The sequence below is a fragment of the Streptomyces sp. NPDC040622 genome (assembly GCF_055593965.1).
The window spans coordinates 122,291-145,942 of the sequence record NZ_JBVIXD010000007.1; the positions used below are offsets into that span (position 1 = coordinate 122,291).

A 23,652-nucleotide genomic window follows, 5' to 3' on the forward strand; every position below is an offset into this window, starting at 1 on the left:
CACCGAGACCCAGTCAAGGGAATCGGTGAAACGTGGCCAAGTTCCGCCCACAGGCGAAAGAATCCGGAGAATAAATCCGCACAGCCGTCCACATCGTGAGACGGACTGCGCGTCGGCATCGTCCGGCGGCTCAGGAGAGGCGCTCGGCGACCAGGTCCCAGACCGTGTCCGCGAGGGCTTCCTTGGGCCCGTACGGGACCGGGGTCTCGCTGCCGTCGGCGCCGAGCACCACGGCCTCGTTCTCCTCGGAGCCGAAGGTCTTGCGCTCACCGACCTCGTTGACGACCAGCAGGTCGCAGCCCTTGCGGGCGAGCTTGGCGCGGCCGTTGGCCAGGACGTCGTCCGTCTCCGCGGCGAAGCCGACGATCACCTGTCCCGCGCGCTGCCGCTCCCCCGCGATCTCCGCGAGGATGTCGGGGTTGCGGACCAGGGCGATCGGGGCCGGTTCCTGGCCGTCCTTCTTCTTGATCTTGCCGGTCGCGTACGTCTCGGGGCGGAAGTCGGCCACGGCCGCCGCCATCACGACGGCGTCGGCGTCGGCCACGGCCTTCAGGACGGCCTCGCGCAACTGCACGGCGGTGCCGACCGGCACGACGTCCACGCCGGCCGGGTCGGGCAGGTTCGCGTTGGCCGCGAGGAGGGTGACACGGGCGCCGCGGGCCGCCGCGCTGCGGGCGAGCGCGTAGCCCTGCTTGCCCGAGGAGCGGTTGCCGAGGAAGCGGACCGGGTCGAGGGGCTCGCGGGTGCCGCCCGCGCTGACCACGACGTGGCGCCCCGCGAGGTCCTGGGCCAGGTCCCCGCGGGCGAGGACACGGCGTACGACCTCGAAGAGCTCGACGGGGTCGGGAAAGCGGCCCTTGCCGGTGTCGACGCCGGTGAGACGGCCGACGGCGGGCTCGACCACGAGTGCGCCGCGCCGCCGGAGTGTCGCCACGTTCTCCTGGGTGGCCGGGTGCTCCCACATCTCCGTGTGCATGGCCGGGGCGAACACCACCGGACAGCGGGCCGTCAGGAGCGTGTTGGTGAGCAGGTCGTCGGCGAGGCCGTGGGCCGCCTTGGCCAGCATGTCGGCGGTGGCGGGGGCGACGATCACGAGGTCGGCGGCCTGGCCGATGCGGACGTGCGGCACCTCGTGGACGTCGGACCAGACCTCGGTCGAGACGGGGTGGCCGGACAGCGCCGACCAGGTCGCGGCGCCGACGAAGTGCAGCGCCGACTCCGTCGGCACGACGCGCACGTCATGGCCCGACTCGGTCAGCCGCCGCAGCAGCTCGCACGCCTTGTAGGCGGCGATGCCACCGCTGACCCCCAGGACTACCTTCGGCTTCTCGGCCACTGCCTCTGTCTCCCCGCACTCGGATGCGTACTGCTCCATGACACACCACAGGCCCGGCAGCCGTGCTGCCGGGCCTGTGGTGAAGGTGGTGCGAACCGCTTACTGAGCCGGGCCCTCGATGGCCTCGGAGGTCAGCAGACCCGCGTTGATCTCGCGGAGGGCGATCGAGAGCGGCTTCTCGTGGACGTGCGTGTCCACGAGGGGGCCGACGTACTCCAGAAGGCCCTCACCGAGCTGCGAGTAGTACGCGTTGATCTGACGGGCGCGCTTGGCGGCGTAGATCACGAGGCTGTACTTCGAGTCGGTGGCTTCGAGCAGCTCATCAATCGGCGGGTTGATGATGCCCTCGGGCGCGGTAATGGAAGAGGACACTCTCTGCCTTCCGATGGGGTCAAGACCAGAAGTCAAGACGGAATAAAGATCAAAGAACCTTCATCAAGGCTAGCAGCTCACGGGCCACATCCTCGACGGAGGTATTGACCAGGGTCGTATCGAACTCGGCCTCCGCGGCGAGTTCCACCTTGGCGGCGACGAGCCTGCGCTCGATCACCTCGGGAGCCTCGGTCCCCCGGCCGGTGAGCCGGCGGACCAGCTCGTCCCAGCTCGGCGGGGCGAGGAAGACGAGCTGCGCCTCGGGCATCGATTCGCGCACCAGGCGCGCGCCCTGCAGGTCGATCTCCAGGAGGACGGGCTCGCCCGCCTCCAGGCGCTCGATCACCGCGCGGCGCGGGGTGCCGTAGCGGTTGCCCGCGAATTCGGCCCACTCCAGGAGCTCGCCGTTGGCGATGAGCTTGTCCATCTCGTCGTCGGAGACGAAGAAGTACTGGACACCGTGCTTCTCACCGGGCCGCGGCTTGCGGGTGGTGGCCGAGACCGAGAGCCAGACCTCGGGGTGTTCTTTGCGCATATGAGCGACGACCGTGCTCTTGCCGACCCCGGAGGGGCCGGAGAGCACGGTCAGCCGCGGACGTACGTCCGGGGGCACGGGGGTCGTCCCCCGGGATGTTGCAGCCATGCAGCGATTATCCAGGTTCTCAGGAGTGCCCGAGAACATCAGCCGGCGGCACCGCCACCGAACTCGCGCTCGAGCGACGCGATCTGATTGGAGCCGAGACCGCGCACACGGCGGCTCTCGGAGATGCCAAGACGCTCCATGATCTGCTTGGCGCGGACCTTGCCCACGCCAGGCAGTGACTCCAGGAGGGCGGAGACCTTCATCTTGCCGATGACATCGTTCTCCTGACCCTGCTTGATGACCTCGTGAAGCGAGGCACCGGAGTGCTTGAGTCGATTCTTGACCTCGGCCCGCTCCCGGCGAGCCGCGGCGGCCTTTTCGAGCGCGGCTGCGCGCTGTTCAGGGGTAAGGGGCGGAAGAGCCACGCCTACGTCACCTCGGATGTCGAACTGTCGGATACGGACCGGTGAGGAACCTAGTCGCCCCACACCTGGTGAGCAACGTGCAACGCGCTTGCCCGTTCGCTCTCGTCGGAGACTAGCGGGCATGGCCGCCGGAGTCAGCGAGAACAGACGAAAAGTCCTGGTCAGCATCCATCGAGCCGTACATATCGGGCATTTCTCCCCCGATTTGAGCCGGTCGGCCATCAACGGAACGTATGCGCGGCCCTCGTTGCCCCGCTCAGGCCGCTTCGAACGCCGTCCTGATCTCGTCCGCGAAGCGCGTCGCGGAGTCGCGCAGGCCCGTGACGTCGGGTCCGTGCCGCAGCACTCCCCGGCTGACGCTCGGCACCACATTGCGCACGGCCGCGCCGAACACGCCCGGCAGATCGGCCGGGGTGGCCCCCTGCGCGCCGATGCCGGGGGCGAGCAGCGGACCGTTGACGGCGAGGTCGTACGAGGACAGGTCGCCCAGCGTCGCGCCGACGACCGCTCCGAAGGACCCCAGCGGCGTCTGTCCCGCGTTCTCCTCGGCGAGGTGCCCCAGGACGGTGGCCGCGACCGTGCGCCCGTCCTCGCGCACCGCGTGCTGCACCTCGGCGCCCTCGGGGTTGGAGGTGAGGGCGAGCACGAAGAGCCCGGCGCCGTTCTCGCGGGCCAGGTCGACGGCCGGCTTCAGGGAGCCGTACCCGAGGTAGGGCGAGACCGTGAGCGCGTCGCTGAACAGCGGGGAGTCCTTGTGCAGGAAGGTCTCGGCGTAGGCGGCCATGGTCGAGCCGATGTCACCGCGCTTGGCGTCCATCACGACCAGGGCGCCGGCCGAGCGCAGCTCGGCGACCGCCTTCTCCAGGACGGCGACGCCCCGCGAGCCGAAGCGCTCGAAGAAGGCGCTCTGCGGCTTGAAGACCGCGACGCTTTCGGCCAGTGCCTCCACGACGGTCCGCGTGAACCGCTCCAGGCCCGCGATGTCGTCGTTCAGGTCCCACGCGGACAGCAGGGAGGCGTGCGGGTCGATGCCGACACACAGGGGGCCGCGCGCGTCCATGGCGTGGCGCAGGCGGGCGCCGAAGGGCTCCTGGGGGCTCATGCGGTGACCTCGGGCTTCCTCACATCGGCGCCGACCGCGTCGGCGAGGGTGGCGTACGGGCTCGTGCGCAGGCGCGCGGCGAGGCCCTTGTGGATCGCGCGGCCCCAGAAGGGGCCTTCGTAGATGAAGGCGCTGTAGCCCTGGACGAGGGTGGCGCCCGCCAGGATGCGCTGCCAGGCGTCCTCGGCGTTCTCGATGCCGCCGACGCCCACGAGCGTGATCCGGTCGCCCACGCGCGCGTAGAGGCGGCGCAGGACCTCCAGGGAGCGCTCCTTGAGGGGCGCCCCGGACAGTCCGCCGGTCTCCTGGACCAGGCCCGGGTCGGAGGTCAGGCCGAGGCCCTCGCGCGCGATGGTGGTGTTCGTGGCGATGATGCCGTCCAGGCCGAGCTCGACGGCGAGGTCGGCGACCGCGTCGACGTCCTCGTCGGCCAGGTCCGGGGCGATCTTGACGAGCAGCGGGACGCGGCGGCCCTCGACGCTGCGGTCGGCGGCCTCGCGCACGGCGGTCAGCAGGGGCCGCAGCGACTCGGTGGCCTGGAGGTTGCGCAGCCCGGGGGTGTTCGGCGAGGAGACGTTGACCACGAGGTAGTCGGCGTGCCGGGCGAGGCGCTCGGTCGACTTCACGTAGTCGGCGGCGGCCTCCTCCTCGGGGACGACCTTGGTCTTGCCGATGTTGACGCCCACGACGGTGTTGAAGACGGCGTCGCGGGCGGCGAGGCGCTCCGCGACGGCCGCCGAGCCCTCGTTGTTGAAGCCCATGCGGTTGATCAGCGCGCGGTCGGGGACGAGGCGGAAGAGCCGCTTCTTGGGGTTGCCGGGCTGCGGCTCGCCGGTGACCGTGCCGATCTCGATGTGGTCGAAGCCGAGCATCGACATGCCGTCGATCGCGACGGCGTTCTTGTCGAAGCCCGCGGCGAGCCCGAAGGGGCCGTGCATCCGCAGGCCGAGGGCCTCGGTGCGCAGCTCCTTGTGGCGCGGCGCGAGGACGGCCGCGACGAAGGTGCGCAGGACCGGGACGCGGGCCGTGCGGCGGATCCAGCGGAAGGCCAGGTAGTGGGCCTGCTCCGGGTCCATCCGCTGGAAGACGAGGTTGAAGAAGAGCTTGTACATGAAGGGTGTCCTCGGTGTTCTCACCGGAAGCCGGTGTCCTCACCAGAAGGGGGACACCGGGTGTCCGGTGTCCCCCTTGTGGGCTGCTAGTCGCGGGTCGCGGTCAGGTGTTCCGCGTGTTCCTGGAGCGATCGGACGCCCACGTCCCCGCGGCCCAGCGCGTCGATGCCCTGGACGGCCGCGGCGAGCGCCTGGACCGTGGTCAGGCACGGCACGGAACGCGACACGGCGGCCGTACGGATCTCGTAGCCGTCGAGGCGGCCGCCGGTGCCGTACGGGGTGTTGACGATGAGGTCGACGCCGCCGTCGTGGATGAGCTGGACGATGGTCTTCTCGCCGTTGGGGCCCTCGCCCTCGGACTGCTTGCGCACGATCGTGGCGTTGATGCCGTTGCGCTTGAGCACCTCGGCCGTGCCGGACGTGGCGAACAGCTCGAAGCCGTGCGCGACCAGTTCACGCGCCGGGAAGATCATCGAGCGCTTGTCGCGGTTGGCGACGGAGATGAAGGCGCGGCCCTTGGTCGGCAGCGGACCGTAGGCGCCCGCCTGTGACTTGGCGTACGCGGTGCCGAACACCGAGTCGATGCCCATGACTTCGCCCGTGGAACGCATCTCCGGGCCGAGGACGGTGTCGACCCCGGCGCCGTGGATGTCGCGGAAGCGCGACCACGGCATGACGGCCTCCTTGACGGAGATCGGCGCGTCCATGGGGAGCGTGCCGCCGTCGCCGACGGCCGGGAGCATGCCCTCGGCGCGCAGCTCGGCGACGGTCGCGCCGAGCGAGATGCGCGCGGCGGCCTTGGCCAGCGGCACCGCGGTCGCCTTCGAGGTGAAGGGGACGGTGCGCGAGGCGCGCGGGTTGGCCTCGAGGACGTACAGGATGTCCCCGGCCATCGCGAACTGGATGTTGATGAGCCCGCGGACGCCGACGCCCTTGGCGATGCCCTCCGTGGAGGCACGCAGGCGCTTGATGTCGAAGCCGCCGAGGGTGATCGGGGGCAGTGCGCACGCCGAGTCGCCGGAGTGGATCCCGGCCTCCTCGATGTGCTCCATGACACCGCCGAGGTAGAGCTCCTGGCCGTCGTAGAGCGCGTCGACGTCGATCTCGATGGCGTCGTCGAGGAAGCGGTCGACGAGGACCGGACGCGAGGGGCTGATCTCGGTCGACTCCTCGATGTACGCGGAGAGCCGGGTCTCGTCGTAGACGATCTCCATGCCGCGCCCGCCGAGCACGTACGAGGGCCGTACCAGCACGGGGTAGCCGATCTCGTCGGCGATGGCCTTCGCCTCCGCGAACGTCGTCGCGGTGCCGTGCTTCGGCGCGGGCAGGCCGGCCTCCGCGAGCACGCGGCCGAAGGCGCCGCGGTCCTCGGCGGCGTGGATGGCCTCGGGCGGGGTGCCCACGACCGGCACGCCGTTGTCCTTGAGGGCCTGGGCGAGGCCGAGCGGGGTCTGGCCGCCGAGCTGGACGATGACGCCCGCGATCGGTCCGGCCGCCGCCTCCGCGTGGACGATCTCCAGGACGTCCTCCAGGGTGAGCGGCTCGAAGTAGAGCCGGTCGGAGGTGTCGTAGTCCGTGGAGACGGTCTCGGGGTTGCAGTTGACCATCACGGTCTCGTAGCCCGCGTCGCTCAGCGCGAAGGAGGCGTGGACGCAGGAGTAGTCGAACTCGATGCCCTGGCCGATGCGGTTCGGGCCCGAGCCCAGGATGATGACCGCGGGCTTGTCGCGCCGCGCGACCTCGCTCTCCTCGTCGTAGGAGGAGTAGAAGTACGGGGTCTTCGCGGCGAACTCGGCGGCGCAGGTGTCGACCGTCTTGTAGACCGGGCGCACGCCGAGGGCGTGCCGCACCTCGCGGACGACGTCCTCGCGCAGGCCACGGATCTCGGCGATCTGGTGGTCGGAGAAGCCGTGCCGCTTGGCCTCGGCGAGCAGCTCGGGCCGGAGCTTGTCGACGGCGGCCAGCTCGTCCGCGATCTCCTTGATCATGAAGAGCTGGTCGACGAACCACGGGTCGATCTTCGTGGCGTCGAAGACCTCCTCGGGGGTGGCGCCCGCGCGGATGGCCTGCATGACGGAGTTGATGCGGCCGTCGGTCGGGCGGACCGCCTCGGCCAGCAGCTCGGCCTTGTCGCCGGGCTCGCCCACGAAGGTGAACTGCGAGCCCTTCTTCTCCAGCGAGCGGAGGGCCTTCTGCAGGGCCTCCGTGAAGTTGCGGCCGATGGCCATGGCCTCGCCGACCGACTTCATGGTGGTCGTCAGGGTCGAGTCCGCCGAGGGGAACTTCTCGAAGGCGAAGCGCGGGGCCTTGACCACGACGTAGTCGAGCGTCGGCTCGAAGGACGCCGGCGTCTTCTCGGTGATGTCGTTCGGGATCTCGTCGAGCGTGTAGCCGACGGCCAGCTTCGCGGCGATCTTCGCGATCGGGAAGCCGGTGGCCTTCGACGCGAGCGCGGAGGACCGCGAGACGCGCGGGTTCATCTCGATGACGATGACCCGGCCGTCCGTCGGGTCGATGGCGAACTGGATGTTGCAGCCGCCGGTGTCGACACCCACCTCGCGGATGATCGCGATGCCGACGTCGCGCAGGGTCTGGTACTCGCGGTCGGTGAGCGTCATCGCCGGGGCGACGGTGATCGAGTCACCGGTGTGCACGCCCATCGGGTCGAAGTTCTCGATGGAGCAGACGACCACGACGTTGTCGTTCTTGTCGCGCATCAGCTCCAGCTCGTACTCCTTCCAGCCGAGGATGGACTCCTCGAGGAGCACCTCGGTGGTCGGCGAGAGCGTGAGGCCCTGCCCGGCGATGCGGCGCAGCTCCTCCTCGTCGTGCGCGAAGCCGGAACCGGCACCGCCCATGGTGAAGGAGGGGCGGACGACGACGGGGTAGCCGCCGAGCTCCTCGACGCCCTTGAGCACGTCGTCCATCGAGTGGCAGATGTAGGAGCGGGCGGACTCGCCGTGCCCGATCTTCTTCTTGACCTCTTCGACGACGCCCTTGAAGAGGTCGCGGTCCTCGCCCTTGTTGATGGCCTCGACGTTGGCACCGATGAGCTCGACGCCGTACTTGTCGAGGACACCCTGCTCGTGCATGGAGATGGCCGTGTTGAGGGCCGTCTGGCCGCCCAGGGTGGGCAGCAGCGCGTCGGGGCGCTCCTTGGCGATGATCTTCTCGACGAACTCCGGGGTGATCGGCTCGACGTACGTGGCGTCGGCGATCTCCGGGTCCGTCATGATCGTCGCAGGGTTGGAGTTGACGAGGATGACGCGCAGGCCCTCGGCCTTGAGGACGCGGCACGCCTGGGTACCGGAGTAGTCGAACTCGGCGGCCTGGCCGATGACGATCGGGCCGGAGCCGATGACCAGGACGGACTGGATATCGGTGCGCTTAGGCACGCTGGCCCTCCATGAGCGAGACGAAGCGGTCGAACAGGTACGCGGCGTCGTGCGGACCCGCGGCTGCCTCGGGGTGGTACTGGACGCTGAACGCGGGCTGGTCGAGGAGCTGGAGGCCCTCCACCACGTCGTCGTTCAGGCAGACGTGGGAGACCTCGGCGCGGCCGAAGGGCGTGTCGGAGGCCTGGTCGAGCGGCGCGTCCACGGCGAAGCCGTGGTTGTGCGCGGTGACCTCGACCTTGCCGGTGGTGCGGTCCTGCACCGGCTGGTTGATGCCGCGGTGGCCGTACTTCAGCTTGTACGTGCCGAAGCCGAGGGCGCGGCCGAGGATCTGGTTGCCGAAGCAGATGCCGAACAGCGGCGTCTTCCGCCGCAGGACGGCGGTCATCAGCGCGACGGGGCCGTCGGCGGTGGCCGGGTCGCCCGGGCCGTTGGAGAAGAAGACACCGTCGGGGGCGACGGCGTACACGTCCTCCTCGGTGGCGGTCGCGGGCAGCACGTGCACCTCGACGCCGCGCTCGGCCATGCGGTGCGGGGTCATGCCCTTGATGCCGAGGTCGACGGCGGCGACGGTGAACTTCTTCTCGCCGATCGCCGGGACGACGTAGGCCTCCTTGGTGGCGACCTCCTCGTACAGGCTGGCGCCCTTCATCTGCGGCTGCGCCTGGACGCGGGTGACCAGCTCGTCGTCGGTGCCGAGCCGCTCGCCGGAGAAGATGCCGGAGCGCATGGAGCCGCGCTCGCGCAGGTGGCGGGTGAGCGCGCGGGTGTCGATGCCGGAGATGCCGACGACGCCCTGGCTCACCAGCTCGTCGTCGAGCGAACGCTTCGCGCGCCAGTTGGAGGGGATCCGGGCGGGGTCGCGGACCACGTATCCGGAGACCCAGATACGGCCGGACTCGTCGTCCTCGTCGTTCCAGCCCGTGTTGCCGATCTGGGGCGCGGTGGCGACCACGATCTGACGGTCGTAGGACGGGTCGGTCAGGGTCTCCTGGTAGCCGGTCATGCCGGTGGAGAACACCGCTTCGCCGAAGGTCTCCCCCACGGCCCCGTAGGCACGACCGCGGAAGACGCGGCCGTCCTCCAGGACGAGTACGGCGGGAGACGCCTCCTTCCTCTGCGAGGCAATCCCCTGCTTGGAGGTCGTCATCGTGCGGTGCCTTCCGTAGTGCTGGTGTTGATCATGTTGTTGATGGCCTCGACCCACTCGGCCTGCTCGGCCGCGTGGTCCGAGCGGAAGCCCGAGTCGAGCAGCTTCCCGCCGTGCTCCCACGTGACGATCAGGAGCCCGCCCTCCGCGAGGACCTTGCCCGCGATGCCCTTGTCGAGGCGGGCCTCGCGCAGCTGTGCGGCCGGGACGAAGAAGTCGGCCGCGCCGGGGCGTACGACGTCCAGGCCCGCGTCGGTGAGCGTCAGCTCGACACGGCTGCGGGTGCCCAGGCCGTGCGCCACGATGCGGTCGAGCCACTGCCCCGCGGTGGTCGAGCCGTGGTACCGGCCGCTCAGCTCAAGTTTCACCGGGCCGGGCTCGGTCGGCGAGGCAGGCAGCTCGGGCAGGTCGCCCTGGAGCGTGCCGCGCCACTTCCAGCCCTCGCGCATCAGCCAGTAGACGAGCGCGATGAAGAGGAGCAGTCCGACGACCCAGCCGGCGCGCGCGGCCCAGTCGGTGACGTCCGCCGATTCCTTCTCGGCGGCCAGTTCCAGGAGTGATGTCACGTGAGCTTCCCGTCGACGAGCGTGGCCCGACCCCGGAGCCACGTGTGCGTGACGCGGCCCGGCAGCTCACGGCCCTCATAGGGAGTGTTGCGGCTGCGCGAGGCGAAGCCCGCGGGGTCCACTGCCCCACGGTAATCGGCGTCGACCAGGACGAGGTTCGCGGGCTCACCTGCCGAGACGGGCCGGCCGTGGCCACTCGCCCCGCCGATCGCGGCGGGCTTGACGGACATCCGGTCGGCGACGGCCTCCCAGGTCAGCAGTCCCGTCTCGACCATCGTCCGCTGGACGACGGACAGGGCGGTCTCCAGGCCCACCATCCCCATGGCGGCCGCGGCCCACTCGCAGTCCTTGTCCTCGTGCGGGTGCGGGGCGTGGTCGGTGGCCACGATGTCGATGGTGCCGTCGGCGAGGGCCTCGCGCAGCGCCATGACGTCGCGCTCGGTGCGCAGCGGCGGGTTGACCTTGTAGACCGGGTTGTACGAGCGGACCAGCTCGTCGGTGAGGAGCAGGTGGTGCGGGGTGACCTCGGCGGTGACGTCGATGCCTCGGGACTTGGCCCAGCGCACGATCTCCACGGACCCCGCGGTCGACAGGTGGCAGATGTGCACGCGGGATCCGACGTGCTCGGCGAGCAGGACGTCCCGGGCGATGATCGATTCCTCGGCGACGGCAGGCCAGCCGCCGAGGCCCAGCTCGGCGGAGACGACGCCCTCGTTCATCTGGGCACCCTCGGTCAGCCGCGGCTCCTGCGCGTGCTGCGCGACGACGCCGCCGAAGGCCTTCACGTACTCCAGGGCCCGGCGCATGATCACCGCGTCGTCGACGCACTTGCCGTCGTCGGAGAAGACGGTGACCCCGGCGGCGGACTCGTGCATGGCGCCGAGCTCGGCGAGCTTCTTGCCCTCCAGGCCGACGGTGACGGCGCCGATGGGCTGCACGTCGCAGTAGCCGGACTCCTTGCCGAGCCGGTAGACCTGCTCGACGACGCCGGCGGTGTCGGCGACGGGGAAGGTGTTGGCCATGGCGAACACGGCGGTGAATCCGCCGGACGCGGCGGCGCGCGTGCCGGTCAGGACGGTCTCGGAGTCCTCGCGGCCCGGCTCGCGCAGGTGGGTGTGGAGGTCGACGAGGCCCGGCAGGAGCACCTTGCCGTCGGCCTCGACGACCTCGGCGCCCTCCGCCGAGAGCCCGGCACCGACCGCCTCGATGGTCTCGCCGTCGATCAGGACGTCCTGCGCCTCGCCACCGAGCACCTTCGCACCACGGATCAGGATCTTGCTCATGTTGGTTACTTCTCCTCGGAACCGGTGATGGAGGGGCGCGCGACGCGCTCGTCAGAGGGCTGGTGGTGGGAGACGGGCGGGCGGGTGTGGGTGACGGCGGGCTCGTTGCCGCCCAGGAGCAGGTAGAGGACGGCCATGCGGACGGAGACGCCGTTGGCGACCTGCTCGACGACCGTGCAGCGGTCGGAGTCGGCGACCTCGGCGGTGATCTCCATGCCGCGGACCATCGGGCCCGGGTGCATCACGATGGCGTGCTCGGGCATCTTCGCCATGCGCTCGCCGTCCAGACCGTAGCGCCGGGAGTACTCGCGCTCGGTGGGGAAGAACGCGGCGTTCATGCGCTCGCGCTGCACCCGCAGCATCATCACGGCGTCGGACTTGGGCAGCACCCTGTCCAGGTCGTACGAGACCTCGCAGGGCCACTGCTCGACGCCGACCGGCACCAGCGTGGGCGGGGCGACCAGGGTGACCTCGGCGCCGAGGGTGTGCAGCAGGTCGACGTTGGAGCGGGCGACGCGGCTGTGCAGGATGTCGCCGACGACGGTGATGTGCCGGCCCGCCAGGTCCTGGCCGAGGCCGGCGTCGGGACCGACCAGGCGGCGGCGCATGGTGAAGGCGTCGAGCAGGGCCTGGGTGGGGTGCTGGTGGGTGCCGTCGCCCGCGTTGATGACGGCGGCGTCGATCCAGCCCGAGGTCGCCAGGCGGTAGGGCGCGCCGGAGGCGCCGTGCCGGATGACGACGGCGTCGACGCCCATCGCCTCCAGGGTCTGCGCGGTGTCCTTGAGCGATTCGCCCTTGGAGACGGACGAGCCCTTGGCGGCGAAGTTGATGACGTCGGCGGAGAGGCGCTTCTCGGCGGCCTCGAAGGAGATCCGGGTCCGGGTCGAGTCCTCGAAGAAGAGGTTGACCACGGTGCGGCCGCGCAGGGCGGGCAGCTTCTTGATCGGCCGGTCGGCGACGCGGGCCATCTCCTCGGCCGTGTCGAGGATGAGGACGGCGTCGTCGCGGGAGAGGTCGGCGGCCGAGATGAGGTGTCGCATCATCTGCGTGTACTCCGGTGTGTGGAGGTCTGCGGGCGCGCGGGCGCGCAGGGGTGTGCCCCTGGGCCCGTGAGGGAGGAAGCCGGTGCTAGGCGGAGGCGGGCTTGGCGCCGAGCAGCACGGCGTCGCGGCCGTCCTCCTCGGCGAGCTGCACCTTCACCGTCTCCCGCAGCGACGTGGGGAGGTTCTTGCCCACGTAGTCGGCGCGGATGGGCAGCTCGCGGTGGCCGCGGTCGACGAGCACGGCGAGCTGTACCGCACGGGGGCGGCCGATGTCGTTCAGCGCGTCGAGGGCGGCACGGATGGTGCGGCCGGAGAAGAGCACGTCGTCGACGAGGACGACCAGGCGGCCGTCGATGCCGTCACCGGGGATCTCGGTGCGGGCCAGCGCGCGCGGCGGGTGCATGCGCAGGTCGTCGCGGTACATGGTGATGTCGAGGGAGCCGACCGGGATCGTGCGTCCGGTGATCTCTTGGAGCTTCTCGGCGAGCCGGCGGCCGAGGAAGACGCCGCGGGTGGGAATGCCGAGCAGAACCACGTCGTCGGCGCCCTTGGCGCGCTCGACGATCTCGTGGGCGATGCGGGTCAGCACCCGCGCGATGTCCGGGCCTTCGAGCACGGGGCGCGCGACACCGGGGTCATTCGTGTCCATATGAAACGGACCTCCTTCTCCGCCTCACGGGACGGACGTTAAAGGACGTCGAAATTGCGCCAGTCAGACTACCAGTACTCAAGAGCGAGCACGTCATCAGCCTCCACCGAAGGGGCGGTAAGGACCTCTCGGCTTGACGCAAGCAAGTAACGCTGCGTAACCTCACAGTGAGTTACCAGCCACGCGGCGGAGCCGCATGATTGTCGCAGCGTCCGGGGAGCTATATGTCCAGCGAATACGCCAAGCAGCTCGGGGCCAAGCTCCGCGCGATCCGTACCCAGCAGGGCCTTTCCCTCCACGGCGTCGAGGAGAAGTCCCAGGGACGCTGGAAGGCGGTCGTGGTGGGGTCGTACGAGCGCGGCGACCGTGCCGTGACCGTGCAGCGCCTCGCCGAGCTGGCGGACTTCTACGGCGTCCCCGTCCAGGAGCTCCTGCCCGGTACGGCTCCCGGTGGCGCCGCCGAGCCGCCGCCGAAGCTCGTCCTCGACCTGGAGCGGCTGGCCCACGTGCCGGCCGAGAAGGCGGGCCCCCTGCAGCGGTATGCCGCCACGATCCAGTCGCAGCGCGGTGACTACAACGGCAAGGTGCTCTCGATCCGCCAGGACGACCTGCGCACCCTCGCCGTGATCTACGACCAGTCCCCCTCGGTCCTGACCGAGCAGCTGATCAGCTGGGGCGTCCTGGACGCGGACGCCCGGCGTGCGGTCGCCCACGAAGAGGTCTGATCCCGCACCACACATCAGCAGAAACGTGCCGCCGGGGTGGCCGCAGCCGAAAGGCCGCGGCCACCCCGGCGGTTTTTTCGCATTTCCCGGAGCATTTCGCCCACGACGGCATTTCGCCCCACCACGGAATTCCGCGCGCGGTCCGGGCGGCGACAAATCGGAGGGCCCGCGGCATTGCGCCGCGGGCCCTCCGATGACGTACGGGGACGCCTTACCGACTTACGCCTCGTCCCGGCGCAGGGACGGCTTCAGGTCCTTGAAGCGTCCCAGCAGGCCGTTGACAAAGGCCGGTGACTCGTCCGTGGAGAACTCCTTGGCGAGCTGGACCGCCTCGTCGAGCACCACGGCGTCCGGCGTCCCGTCGACCCAGACGAGTTCGTAGGCGCCGAGCCGCAGGATGTTCCGGTCGACGACCGGCATGCGGTCCAGGGTCCATCCGACGGCGTACTGCGAGATGAGTTCGTCGATGCGGCGCTCATGCTCCGCGTACCCCTCGACGAGCTCCATCGTGTACTCGCTCACCGGCGGCTGCCGGGTGTCGGACCGCGAGTGGCGCACCCAGTCGGCGAGCACCGTCAGGACGTCGGTACCGCGCTGGTCTGCCTCGAAGAGGATCTGGAAGGCGCGCTTGCGGGCCGTATTACGAGCAGCCACGGTTAGCTGTTCACCCGGCCGAGGTAGCCGCTGTCACGGGTGTCGACCTTGATCTTCTCGCCGGTGGTGATGAAGAGCGGCACCTGGATCTGGTGGCCGGTCTCCAGCGTGGCGGGCTTGGTGCCACCGGTGGAGCGGTCGCCCTGGACGCCCGGCTCGGTCTCCTGGATGACGAGCTCGACGGCGGCGGGCAGCTCGACGTAGAGCACCTCGCCCTCGTGCTGCGCCACGGAGGCGGTGAAGCCCTCGATCAGGAAGTTGGCGGCGTCACCGACGGCCTTGCGGTCGACGTGCAGCTGGTCGTACGTCTCCATGTCCATGAAGACGAAGTAGTCGCCGTCCATGTAGGAGAACTGCATGTCGCGCTTGTCGATCGTGGCCGTGTCGACCTTGACGCCGGCGTTGAACGTCTTGTCGACGACCTTGCCGGAGAGCACGTTCTTGAGCTTGGTGCGCACGAAGGCCGGGCCCTTGCCGGGCTTGACGTGCTGGAACTCGACGACGGACCAGAGCTGGCCGCCTTCGAGCTTGAGCACCAGGCCGTTCTTGAGGTCGTTCGTGGAAGCCACGGTTGCGGAATCTCCTGCACTGACTGACTGGTGGACGACCCCGGGGGCGCACGCGCGCTAGAGCGCGAGCAGTTCCTTGGTCGTGATGGTGAGTAGCTCGGGTCCGCCGTCCGCCTCGGGGCGCACGACGAGCGTGTCATCGATCCGGACACCACCCCGGCCCGGGAGGTGAACCCCCGGTTCGACGGTGACCGGCACGCAGGCATCCAGTTTACCCATGGCCGCGGGCGCCAACTGCGGGTCCTCGTCGATTTCGAGCCCCACACCGTGTCCCGTCACCGGAGCGAGACCTTCCGCATAGCCCGCGGAGTCCAGTACGTGGCGTGCCGCGCGGTCCACATCACGGCAGGCGGCGCCGGGTGCGAGAGCCTCGCGGCCGGCCCGCTGCGCGGCGAAGACCAGGTCGTACAGCTCGATCTGCCAGTCGGCGGGCGAGGTCCCGATGACGAACGTGCGCCCGATCTCGCAGCGGTATCCGCGGTAACTCGTCCCCAGACAGACGGAGAGGAAGTCCCCCTCCTCCACCCGCCGGTCCGACGGCCGGTGGCCGCCCTTGCCGGAGTTGGGCCCGGTGCCGACCGAGGTCGGGAACGCGGGGCCGTCCGCGCCGTGGTCGACCAGCCGCCGCTCCAGCTCCAACGCCAGGTGCCGCTCGGTGCGCCCCACGAGAATCGACTCCAGCAGCTCCCCCAGCGCCTGGTCGGCGATCTCCGCGGCGATCCGCAGGCAGGAGAGCTCCTCCACGTCCTTGACCAGCCGCAACTGCTCGACGGCCGTCCCGAGATCGGTCAGCCGCAGCCGCGGCTCCACCGACCCGAGCGCCCGGTGCCTTGCGACGGTCAGATGGTGCTCCTCGACCGCCAGCGCCTCGACCCCCTGGGCGGCCGCGAGCCCCGCTCCGGCGACGGCCGGGTCGGCGCCCGTCGTGGGCAGCACCTGCGTCCGCAGCGCCTCGTCGGGCCGCCCTTCGCCCGGTTGGTCACCGGGTGGGCGCCCGCAGAGCAGTACGTCCTCGTCCTTGCCGACGAGGAGCACCGCGCCGTGCGGCGCCGCACCGGCGAGATAGCGGACGTTGGCGGGCCGGGAGATCAACGCCGCCGCGCCACCGCCGGCGGCGCACCGCTCCCGTACCCGCTCCCTGCGGACCTCGTAGACCTCTGACATGGGGCGAGCCTACGAGCGCGATCACCGCACGGCCCGGCGGGCGCGTCCGACCGGGCGGCGGGGCACGTGTGAGCCGCCGCCCGCCGCCGGCCTCGCTGTGCCGCGGCACGCCGTCGCGGCCCGCTCAGCCGTCGCGGCCCGCTCAGCTGTCGCAGCCGATTCCGTCGCCGTCCCGGTCGAGGTGCCTGCCGTAGCCGGGCTCGCCGCGCCGGACCGGAGCGGCGCCGGCGGCGCGGGCCTCGGAACAGTTCTGGTAGTACACGGAGCCGCCCCCGCCGGACCCGGAGCCGCCCGAGCCCCCGTCGTCGGACCCTCCGCCCGCCGGGGCCCGGGTGACGGTGACGGTCCTGGTCGCCCTGACCGTCTCCGTCGCCTTGACCGTCTTGGTCGCCTTCACGGTGACGGTCGGGGTCGGCCCCGCGTCCTGGCTCGGCGTCGCGGTGGCGGTGGCCGTCGCGGTCTTGGTGACGGTCGCGCCGGCCTTCTCGTCGCCGGTCGTGTCGCCCCCGGTGCCTATGCCGACCCCCACGAACAGGGCGACGGCGAGGGCGGGCAGCACGTACCGCTTGCGTGCCCACCTGGGAGCGGTCCGGGGACCGCCCGGTGGTGCGGGCGGGTTGGGTGGTGTGCCGTACGGATTGGTCATGTCATGCCCCCCGGGCTCATTCCAGGGGCATGACCGTAGTCCTGGTACCGGACCGCGGGAAGGCGGTGCGGGGACTCAGTGGCTCAACCGTGACCGGCGGGGCGCGCTACCACTGGGGCGGGCTCGCGATGGCCCGGGCGAGGACGTCGTCCAGGACCCTGGCCGTGGCGGGGACGTCCAGTTGGGAGTTGTCGATGATGGGCAGGCCCGAGCCGTACCAACCGGCCATGCGGCCGTGGATGCGGGCGACTTCCTCGTCCGTGAGGCGGCGGTTGCCGCTGCGCTGCGCGTTGCGCTCCAGGACGATCTCCAGGCCGGGGAGCAGGACCACGGGCAGCAGGCCGGGTCCCACGTGCCGCTTCCAACCGCCGAGGCCGACGGCGGGGCGGTCGGGGAAGACCGCGTCGTCGAGGATGCAGGAGATGCCGTTCGCAAGGAAGTTGCGCGCGGCGAAGCCGCAGGTGCGGCGGGCCAGGCGGTACTGCGCCTCGGAGTGGTCGTTCCAGCCCGACTGGGGGTCGGCGAACCCGGAGCGCACCCACTCGCGCACGTCGTCGAGGCTGATGTGGGCCGTCGGCACGCGCCGGTGCTCGGCCCAGTACTTGGCGACGCTCGTCTTGCCCGCGCCGGCGGGACCGATGAGCAGCACGGCGAGCGTCGTGCCGCCGGTGTCGGTGGGCGCCGTGCCCTGCGGGGGGCTCGGCATCGTCACGGGACCGCCGGGCGGCAGCTGCACGTGCCCCGTGGTGTCCGGGGACGGCGGCACGGGCACGGGCCCCTGCTGGGGCGGTTGCTGCCCGTGCTGAGGGGGCTGCGGGGCCGCCGGGGCGTGCTGGACCGGGGCGGGGCCCGGCGCGTGCGCGGCGTGCGGCGCCTGGCCGCCCGTGAATCCCGGGGCGGGAGGAACCGCGCCCGCCGGCGCCGCCCCGGGGGGTGGCGCGCCCGGGTGGTGTGCGGCCGGCGACCAGCCGGTGGCCGGTCCGTGCCCCGGCTGAGGGGGCGGCGGCAGCGGAGACCCCACTGCGTGCTGCATCCGGTGCCACTCCGTCTCGTGCGACTGACGCTGGTCGGGCGGCGGCCGGGCCGCCCGTTACCGAACGGTACCGTCCCCGGCCGCCGTTGTGTGAACGGCCGGGGAGCCCGTGAGGTGCCCGTGGCCGGATAGCAGGGCCACGGAGAGCGTCTACTGGCCCACTTCGCCGTACGCGGCGAGCAGGACAGCCGGGTCGGGTCCCTCCAGGACGGTCGGCTTGCCGAGGCCGTCCAGGACGATGAAACGCAGCAGGTCGCCGCGGGACTTCTTGTCGACCTTCATGGTCTCGAGCAGCTTGGGCCACTGGTCGTAGCGGTAGGTCAGCGGCAGCCCGACGGATTCGAGGACCGTGCGGTGCCGGTCGGCCGTCGCGTCGTCCAGGCGGCCTGCCAGACGGCCGAGTTCGGCCGCGAAGTGCATGCCGACGGAGACCGCGGCGCCGTGCCGCCACTTGTAACGCTCGTTCTTCTCGATGGCGTGCGCGAGGGTGTGTCCGTAGTTGAGGATCTCGCGCAGGCCCGCCTCCTTCAGGTCACCCGAGACGACCTCGGCCTTGACCCTGATGGAGCGCTCGATGAGCTCGGCGGTGTGCGGTCCGGCGGGCGAACGGGCCGCCTCCGGGTCCGCCTCGATGAGCTCCAGGATCGCCGGGTCGGCGATGAAGCCGGCCTTGATGATCTCAGCGAGCCCGGAGACGTAGTCGTTCACGGGGAGCGAGTCGAGGGCGGCGAGGTCGCACAGGACACCGGCCGGCGGGTGGAAGGAACCCACGAGGTTCTTGCCCTCGGCGGTGTTGATGCCGGTCTTGCCGCCGACCGCCGCGTCGACCATGCCGAGCACCGTGGTCGGCACGGCGATCCACCGCACCCCGCGCAGCCAGGTCGCGGCCACGAACCCGGCGAGGTCGGTGGAGGCACCGCCGCCGACGCCGACGATGACGTCGCTGCGCGTGAAGCCGGACTGCCCGAGGGCCTTCCAGCAGTACGCGGCGACCTCCGCCGTCTTGGCCTCCTCGGCGTTCGGCACCTGGATGGCGACCGCGTCGTAGCCCTGGTCGGCGAGGTCCTGGCGGAGCGCGTCACCGGTCTCGGCGAGCGCCTCGGGGTGGATCACGGCGACGCGCTTGGCCTGGTCGCCGATGAGCCCGGGCAGCTCGCCGAGGAGCTGCCGACCGACGAGGACCTCGTACGGATCCGTACCGGCGGTGCCACCGACGTGGATACGGGTGGGGGTCTGCTCCGTCGTCATGCTTCCTTCAACTCCAGTGCGTCGAGGACCGCTTGGGCGACCTCATCGGGGGTACGGTCGTCGGTGGCGACGACCGCGCGGGCGACTTCGGCGTAGAGATGCCGGCGGGCGTCCATCAGCTCGCGCCACTGCTTGCGGGGGTTGACCGCGAGCAGGGGGCGCGCCTGGTTGAGGCCGGTGCGCTTGACGGCCTCCTCGACGTCCATCGACAGACAGACGACGGAGTGCTCGGCGAGCAGCGTGCGCGTCGACTCGTCCAGGACGGCGCCGCCGCCGAGGGCGAGGATCCCGGCGTGCTCGGCGAGGGCCGTCGCGACGGCTGCCTTCTCCAACGCACGGAAGTGCGCCTCCCCCTCATCGACGAAGATGTCCGAGATCTCGCGGCCCTGAGCGGCCACGATGTCGGCGTCGGTGTCCCGGAACGAGACACCGAGCCGTTCGGCCAGCAACTCACCCACCGTCGTCTTGCCCACGCCCATCGGGCCGACAAGAACAACCCGCGGCCCACTCACCGGATCTGCAGGTGGTCGAGGTAGGACCGCACATTGCGCCGCGTCTCGGGCACGCTGTCGCCCCCGAACTTCTCCACCACCGCATCCGCGAGAACCAGCGCCACCATCGCCTCCGCCACGATCCCGGCCGCCGGCACCGCACACACATCAGAACGCTGGTGATGCGCCTTGGCCGCCTCACCCGTGGCCACATCAATGGTCGCCAGCGCACGCGGCACCGTCGCGATCGGCTTCATCGCCGCCCGCACCCGCAACAGCTCACCCGTGGTCAGCCCGCCCTCCGTACCACCGGAGCGGCCCGAGGCCCGCTTGATGCCGTCATCGGTCGTGACGATCTCGTCGTGCGCCTGTGATCCGGGCACCCGGGCGAGGCCGAAGCCGTCGCCGACCTCCACGCCCTTGATCGCCTGGATCCCCATGAGCGCGGCAGCCAGCCGCGCATCCACCCGCCGGTCCCAGTGCACATGCGAACCCAAACCCACCGGCACCCCGTAGGCCAGGACCTCCACCACACCACCCAGGGTGTCACCGTCCTTGTGGGCCTGGTCGATCTCCGCGACCATCGCCTCCGACGCATCCGCGTCCAGACACCGCACCGGATCCGCGTCCAGCCTCTCCACATCCGCCGGCGTCGGATACACCCCGTACGGCGCCTTCGCCGCCGCCAGCTCCGTGACATGAGAGACGACCTCGATACCGGCCGCCTCCTTCAGAAACGAACGCGCCACCGCACCCAGCGCCACCCGCGCCGCCGTCTCACGCGCCGAAGCACGCTCCAGGACCGGACGCGCCTCGTCGAAGCCGTACTTCTGCATCCCCGCCAGATCAGCGTGACCAGGCCGCGGACGCGTCAGCGGAGCATTACGCGCCAGATCCGCCAGAACCTGCGGATCCACCGGATCGGCTGACATCACCTGCTCCCACTTCGGCCACTCCGTATTACCCACCATGACCGCGATCGGCGAGCCCATGCTCAGACCGTGCCGCACACCACCCAGGAACGTGACCTCATCACGCTCGAACTTCATCCGCGCACCACGCCCATACCCAAGACGCCGCCGCGCCAGGTGATCCGCCACCAACTCCGTGGTGACCGGCACGCCGGCGGGAAGACCCTCCAACGTCGCGACAAGCGCGGGTCCGTGCGACTCCCCCGCGGTCAGCCAACGCAACCTGCTCAACGGTGCTCCTCATGCTCGCGCCTCGAACTGCGGTCTTCGACGGCGCGGCCGGGTGCGCGGCCCTGGCCCGCCACCCCCGATCCTCCCACGACCGGAGGCGGGATCCGGCGTCCGGTCCACCTGACGGACCGCTTCGGCCACGCCTCGACCGCAGCGCGACCGGGGCGCGACCTGGGCGACGCGTGAACCAGGGCTCCCGAAGAGCTCCCGACGGGTTCGCGAGGCAGGCTCTACCGTGCGGCGAGCGCGTGCTCCCCCGCCTTGCGCATGGCCGCGAGCGGCGCGGGGGCGAGGCCCGTCATCTGCTCGACCTGCAGCACCGCCTGGTGCACGAGCAGGTCGAGTCCGCTGACGACCGCTCCGCCGTACGCCGACCAGCGGGCCGCGAGCTCGGTGGGCCACGGGTCGTACAGCACGTCGAAGAGGGTGCCCGGACGCTCGGGCACCAGGGCGGACAGCGTGTCCGTGGTGCCGGCCGGAGTCGTGGCGATCACCAGCGGGGCGCCGAGCGCCTCGCGGGCGTCCTCCCAGTCCTCGGTCCGCACCTCCACGTCGAGCCGCTCGCCCCACTGCCGCATCTCGGCGGCGCGGGCCGCGCTGCGGACGTACGCGACGACCTCGCCCGTACAGATCCGGGCGAGCGCGGCCAGGGCGGACGAGGCGGTGGCGCCCGCGCCGAGGATCGCGGCCGACTCGACCTGCTCGATGCCGCGTTCGCGGAGCGCCGCGACCATGCCGGGGATGTCGGTGTTGTCGCCGACCGTGCGGCCGTCCTCCGTGAACACCACCGTGTTCACGGCCTCGACGGACCCGGCGGTCGCGCTGACCTCGTCGAGCAGCGGAATGATCGCCCGCTTCAACGGCATCGTCAGCGACAGCCCCGCCCACTCGGGGCCGAGCTCCCCGATGAATCCGGGCAGCGCCGCCTCATCGATCTCGAATCGGTCGTACGACCATTCACTCAGCCCCAGCTCTTCATATGCCGCACGGTGCAGCACCGGGGAGAGGGAATGGGCGATCGGGGAGCCGAGGACTGCGGCTCGTCGCTTCTGAGCGCTCATTGCCCCTTCAGGTATTTGTCACGGTTCCGGTTCTGCTCTTCGTTGGTCTCGGCGAAGAGTGTCTTGTCCTCGCTGACGGAGACGAAGTAGTACCAGTTGCCCTTGGCGGGATTCAGCGCCGAATTCAGCGCGACCTCGCCCGGGTTTCCGATCGGCCCGGGCGGCAGACCCTTGATCTTGTAGGTGTTGTACGGGTCCTCGAGCTTGCGGAGTTCGTCCACCGTGCCGGTGCCGAGCTTGGACTCACCGCGCAGGTAGTTCACCGTCGAGTCGAAGTCCAACAGGCCATACGTCTCAGTGTTGTTGGGCTTGAGACGGTTGTAGACGACGGTGGCGACCTTCTCGAAGTCGTGCTTGTACTTGCCTTCGGCCTGGACGAGGCTCGCCACGGTGAGGACCTGCAGCGGGTCCTTCAGATTCAGTTCCTTGGCCTTCGCCTGGAGGCCGAGCTCGTCATACTTCTCGCTGGCGTGGGCGACCATCTTCTTGAGGACGTCCTCGGGCTTCTGGCTCTTGGCGACCGGATAGCTGGAGGGGTAGAGGAATCCTTCGAGCGGATCCTTGATGTCCTTGTTGGTATTCGCCCAGGAAGGAAGTCCGAGGTTCTTCCATTCCTTTTGGGCGACCTTTTCCGTGGTGCCCTTCTTCAGGTCAAGGCGATCGTCGATCTTGCTGTAAACCCATGCATTCCGGCGGCCCTCGGGAATGATGAGATTGTTGCGGCTCTTCGGGTTCAGCATCAGCGCGACGGCGCTCTTGGCGGACATGTGCTTCTTCAGCACGTACACGCCCGCCTGGATCGACTGGCCGTCCGGGTGCTGCCCCTGCGCGGAGACGAACGCGTCGACGCTCTTGACGACGCCCGCTTCCTTGAGCTTCTGCCCGATCGCGTAGCCGCCGGAGTCCTTGGGGATGTCGACCGTGGCCGCCCCCGAGCCCTCGCCCGCGAAGTCCGGGGCCGTGCCGAAACGATCCTGGTAGAACTGGTAGCCGAAATAGGCCACTCCGCCGAGGCCACCCGCGAAGACCAGGGTGACGACCAGGCAGGCACAGCCGCTGCGGCGCTTCTTGGGCTTCTTTCCGCCACGTCCGCCGCGCCGGTCGCCGCGGCCACCCCGGCGGCCGGGCTCGTCGTCATCGTCGTAGCCGTCGTCGTCCCCGCCACCCGCGAAGAACGCGTGCTCGCCCTGGTCGGGACCCGGATCCCAGTCCGCCCCCGCCCCGGGCTCGGAGGGGACGGGCTCCCGGCGTCGGCCGGGCGGCTCCGGCGGCGCATAGGCATCGGGCGTGGCGTAGTAGTCGTGGCCCTCGGCGCCGTAGCCGGCCTGCTGGCTGCCGTAGGGGTCCATCGGGTCGGCGGCGTAAGGGGCCTGACCCTGCTGGTTGGTGTCCCAGCCACCGTTGTAACCCTGGTCCGCGCCGCCGTCGTACCCCTGGTCGTGGCCGCCGTTGTACCCGTGGACCGGCCCTCCGTCGTACTGCTGCTGGCTCTCGTACTGCTGCTGACCGTCGTACGGCCGGCCGTAGGTCTGCTGCTGGCCCGTGCTCCAGTCACCGCCGTACTGCGACTGGTGCGGAGCCTGCTGCTGATGCTGGTGCGGCTGCTGAGGGTGGTACTGCCCCTGGCCGCCGTAGGGGGACTGGCCGCCCGCGGGCTGCTGTCCTCCCCATCCGCCGTCCCCGTACAACGGGTCCTCCGGATGCCACGGTTCGGAGCCTGGGCCCCGGCCATACTCAGTCATCGATCCCCTACATGCCGCGAGGCGGGGCCGCCGTCTGGATGGCCGGGCAACCGTTCCGCCTCTTGATGCTGTGCGGCAGCTGTTCGAACACCGCCGCATCG

Annotated in this window: 23 protein-coding genes; 1 reads left to right on the forward strand and 22 read right to left on the reverse strand. The window is 70.6% G+C overall.

Annotated elements, in window-relative coordinates:
• Positions 1 to 130: 130 nt before the first annotated feature.
• The 12 genes from coaBC to pyrR form a co-directional block, all read right to left on the reverse strand.
• Positions 131 to 1,375, reverse strand: a complete 1,245-nt coding sequence (gene coaBC, locus ACZ592_RS21050; protein WP_471583114.1) for a bifunctional phosphopantothenoylcysteine decarboxylase/phosphopantothenate--cysteine ligase CoaBC — start codon at positions 1,373 to 1,375, stop codon at positions 131 to 133.
• Positions 1,376 to 1,435: 60 nt separating this feature from the next.
• Entirely contained in the window at positions 1,436 to 1,708 is a 273-nt protein-coding gene (gene rpoZ / locus ACZ592_RS21055; RefSeq protein ID WP_005319902.1) for a DNA-directed RNA polymerase subunit omega, read from the reverse strand.
• A 49-nt stretch (positions 1,709 to 1,757) separates the two neighbouring features.
• Entirely contained in the window at positions 1,758 to 2,351 is a 594-nt protein-coding gene (gene gmk, locus ACZ592_RS21060; protein WP_471583115.1) for a guanylate kinase, read from the reverse strand.
• Positions 2,352 to 2,389: 38 nt separating this feature from the next.
• Entirely contained in the window at positions 2,390 to 2,716 is a 327-nt protein-coding gene (locus ACZ592_RS21065; protein WP_055564204.1) for an integration host factor, read from the reverse strand.
• Between the two features lie 256 nt (positions 2,717 to 2,972).
• On the reverse strand, positions 2,973 to 3,818 hold the full coding sequence (gene pyrF, locus ACZ592_RS21070) for an orotidine-5'-phosphate decarboxylase (RefSeq protein ID WP_471583116.1): 846 nt from the start codon (positions 3,816 to 3,818) through the stop codon (positions 2,973 to 2,975).
• Positions 3,815 to 4,930 (reverse strand): quinone-dependent dihydroorotate dehydrogenase, encoded by a 1,116-nt coding sequence (locus ACZ592_RS21075; RefSeq protein WP_471583117.1) that lies wholly within the window; start codon positions 4,928 to 4,930, stop codon positions 3,815 to 3,817. The genes pyrF and ACZ592_RS21075 overlap by 4 nt, the downstream gene beginning before the upstream one ends.
• 86 nt (positions 4,931 to 5,016) lie before the next feature.
• Positions 5,017 to 8,325 carry a carbamoyl-phosphate synthase large subunit gene (gene carB, locus ACZ592_RS21080; RefSeq protein ID WP_471583118.1) on the reverse strand — a complete coding sequence of 1,103 codons (3,309 nt, stop codon included), beginning with the start codon at positions 8,323 to 8,325 and terminating at the stop codon, positions 5,017 to 5,019.
• A complete protein-coding gene (gene carA / locus ACZ592_RS21085) occupies positions 8,318 to 9,475 on the reverse strand; it encodes a glutamine-hydrolyzing carbamoyl-phosphate synthase small subunit (protein WP_471583119.1) in 1,158 nt (385 codons plus the stop codon). Before carA ends, carB begins: the two co-directional genes overlap by 8 nt.
• Entirely contained in the window at positions 9,472 to 10,041 is a 570-nt protein-coding gene (locus ACZ592_RS21090; protein ID WP_471583120.1) for a PH-like domain-containing protein, read from the reverse strand. The genes carA and ACZ592_RS21090 overlap by 4 nt, the downstream gene beginning before the upstream one ends.
• Complete coding sequence (locus tag ACZ592_RS21095) at positions 10,038 to 11,324, reverse strand: dihydroorotase (RefSeq protein ID WP_471583121.1); 1,287 nt, start codon at positions 11,322 to 11,324, stop codon at positions 10,038 to 10,040. The genes ACZ592_RS21090 and ACZ592_RS21095 overlap by 4 nt, the downstream gene beginning before the upstream one ends.
• 5 nt (positions 11,325 to 11,329) lie before the next feature.
• Complete coding sequence (locus ACZ592_RS21100) at positions 11,330 to 12,367, reverse strand: aspartate carbamoyltransferase catalytic subunit (RefSeq protein WP_471583122.1); 1,038 nt, start codon at positions 12,365 to 12,367, stop codon at positions 11,330 to 11,332.
• A gap of 85 nt (positions 12,368 to 12,452) precedes the next feature.
• The gene (gene pyrR, locus ACZ592_RS21105) at positions 12,453 to 13,016 is read right to left on the reverse strand and encodes a bifunctional pyr operon transcriptional regulator/uracil phosphoribosyltransferase PyrR (RefSeq protein ID WP_471583123.1); all 564 of its coding nucleotides are present in this window, start codon (positions 13,014 to 13,016) and stop codon (positions 12,453 to 12,455) included.
• Positions 13,017 to 13,240: 224 nt separating this feature from the next.
• On the opposite strand from pyrR, the gene bldD reads away from it, so the two are divergent.
• The gene (gene bldD, locus ACZ592_RS21110; RefSeq protein ID WP_055698930.1) at positions 13,241 to 13,741 is read left to right on the forward strand and encodes a transcriptional regulator BldD; all 501 of its coding nucleotides are present in this window, start codon (positions 13,241 to 13,243) and stop codon (positions 13,739 to 13,741) included.
• Between the two features lie 219 nt (positions 13,742 to 13,960).
• On the opposite strand, the gene nusB is transcribed toward bldD, so the two are convergent.
• The 10 genes from nusB to mltG all read right to left on the reverse strand — a co-directional run bounded on the left by nusB (position 13,961) and on the right by mltG (position 23,551).
• Positions 13,961 to 14,395: a transcription antitermination factor NusB gene (gene nusB / locus ACZ592_RS21115; protein WP_055543677.1), complete on the reverse strand. Its 435-nt coding sequence runs from the start codon at positions 14,393 to 14,395 to the stop codon at positions 13,961 to 13,963.
• A 2-nt stretch (positions 14,396 to 14,397) separates the two neighbouring features.
• Complete coding sequence (efp, locus tag ACZ592_RS21120; RefSeq protein WP_055543676.1) at positions 14,398 to 14,964, reverse strand: elongation factor P; 567 nt, start codon at positions 14,962 to 14,964, stop codon at positions 14,398 to 14,400.
• Positions 14,965 to 15,021: 57 nt separating this feature from the next.
• Positions 15,022 to 16,128, reverse strand: coding sequence for a M24 family metallopeptidase (locus ACZ592_RS21125; RefSeq protein WP_471583124.1), 1,107 nt, complete (start codon positions 16,126 to 16,128; stop codon positions 15,022 to 15,024).
• A 142-nt stretch (positions 16,129 to 16,270) separates the two neighbouring features.
• Positions 16,271 to 16,774 (reverse strand): excalibur calcium-binding domain-containing protein, encoded by a 504-nt coding sequence (locus tag ACZ592_RS21130; protein ID WP_471583125.1) that lies wholly within the window; start codon positions 16,772 to 16,774, stop codon positions 16,271 to 16,273.
• Positions 16,775 to 16,880: 106 nt separating this feature from the next.
• Positions 16,881 to 17,807 (reverse strand): Pro-rich N-terminal domain-containing protein, encoded by a 927-nt coding sequence (locus ACZ592_RS21135; protein WP_471583126.1) that lies wholly within the window; start codon positions 17,805 to 17,807, stop codon positions 16,881 to 16,883.
• A gap of 150 nt (positions 17,808 to 17,957) precedes the next feature.
• Entirely contained in the window at positions 17,958 to 19,055 is a 1,098-nt protein-coding gene (aroB, locus tag ACZ592_RS21140; RefSeq protein WP_471583127.1) for a 3-dehydroquinate synthase, read from the reverse strand.
• A complete protein-coding gene (locus ACZ592_RS21145) occupies positions 19,052 to 19,534 on the reverse strand; it encodes a shikimate kinase (protein WP_471583128.1) in 483 nt (160 codons plus the stop codon). Before ACZ592_RS21145 ends, aroB begins: the two co-directional genes overlap by 4 nt.
• A gap of 29 nt (positions 19,535 to 19,563) precedes the next feature.
• The gene (aroC, locus tag ACZ592_RS21150) at positions 19,564 to 20,748 is read right to left on the reverse strand and encodes a chorismate synthase (protein WP_471583129.1); all 1,185 of its coding nucleotides are present in this window, start codon (positions 20,746 to 20,748) and stop codon (positions 19,564 to 19,566) included.
• Positions 20,749 to 20,978: 230 nt separating this feature from the next.
• Positions 20,979 to 21,809, reverse strand: a complete 831-nt coding sequence (locus tag ACZ592_RS21155) for a shikimate dehydrogenase (protein ID WP_471583130.1) — start codon at positions 21,807 to 21,809, stop codon at positions 20,979 to 20,981.
• The gene (gene mltG, locus ACZ592_RS21160; RefSeq protein WP_471583131.1) at positions 21,806 to 23,551 is read right to left on the reverse strand and encodes an endolytic transglycosylase MltG; all 1,746 of its coding nucleotides are present in this window, start codon (positions 23,549 to 23,551) and stop codon (positions 21,806 to 21,808) included. The genes ACZ592_RS21155 and mltG overlap by 4 nt, the downstream gene beginning before the upstream one ends.
• Positions 23,552 to 23,652: the final 101 nt, after the last annotated feature.

Coding starts and splice junctions, on each gene's coding strand:
- coaBC (WP_471583114.1), bottom strand. CDS start 1,375: ATGGAGCAGTACGCATCCGAGTGCGGGGAGACAGAGGCAGTGGCCGAG.
- gmk (WP_471583115.1), bottom strand. CDS start 2,351: ATGGCTGCAACATCCCGGGGGACGACCCCCGTGCCCCCGGACGTACGT.
- pyrF (WP_471583116.1), bottom strand. CDS start 3,818: ATGAGCCCCCAGGAGCCCTTCGGCGCCCGCCTGCGCCACGCCATGGAC.
- ACZ592_RS21075 (WP_471583117.1), bottom strand. CDS start 4,930: ATGTACAAGCTCTTCTTCAACCTCGTCTTCCAGCGGATGGACCCGGAG.
- carA (WP_471583119.1), bottom strand. CDS start 9,475: ATGACGACCTCCAAGCAGGGGATTGCCTCGCAGAGGAAGGAGGCGTCT.
- ACZ592_RS21095 (WP_471583121.1), bottom strand. CDS start 11,324: ATGAGCAAGATCCTGATCCGTGGTGCGAAGGTGCTCGGTGGCGAGGCG.
- ACZ592_RS21100 (WP_471583122.1), bottom strand. CDS start 12,367: ATGATGCGACACCTCATCTCGGCCGCCGACCTCTCCCGCGACGACGCC.
- pyrR (WP_471583123.1), bottom strand. CDS start 13,016: ATGGACACGAATGACCCCGGTGTCGCGCGCCCCGTGCTCGAAGGCCCG.
- bldD (WP_055698930.1), top strand. CDS start 13,241: ATGTCCAGCGAATACGCCAAGCAGCTCGGGGCCAAGCTCCGCGCGATC.
- ACZ592_RS21125 (WP_471583124.1), bottom strand. CDS start 16,128: ATGTCAGAGGTCTACGAGGTCCGCAGGGAGCGGGTACGGGAGCGGTGC.
- ACZ592_RS21130 (WP_471583125.1), bottom strand. CDS start 16,774: ATGACCAATCCGTACGGCACACCACCCAACCCGCCCGCACCACCGGGC.
- ACZ592_RS21135 (WP_471583126.1), bottom strand. CDS start 17,807: ATGCAGCACGCAGTGGGGTCTCCGCTGCCGCCGCCCCCTCAGCCGGGG.
- aroB (WP_471583127.1), bottom strand. CDS start 19,055: ATGACGACGGAGCAGACCCCCACCCGTATCCACGTCGGTGGCACCGCC.
- ACZ592_RS21145 (WP_471583128.1), bottom strand. CDS start 19,534: ATGGGCGTGGGCAAGACGACGGTGGGTGAGTTGCTGGCCGAACGGCTC.
- ACZ592_RS21155 (WP_471583130.1), bottom strand. CDS start 21,809: ATGAGCGCTCAGAAGCGACGAGCCGCAGTCCTCGGCTCCCCGATCGCC.
- mltG (WP_471583131.1), bottom strand. CDS start 23,551: ATGACTGAGTATGGCCGGGGCCCAGGCTCCGAACCGTGGCATCCGGAG.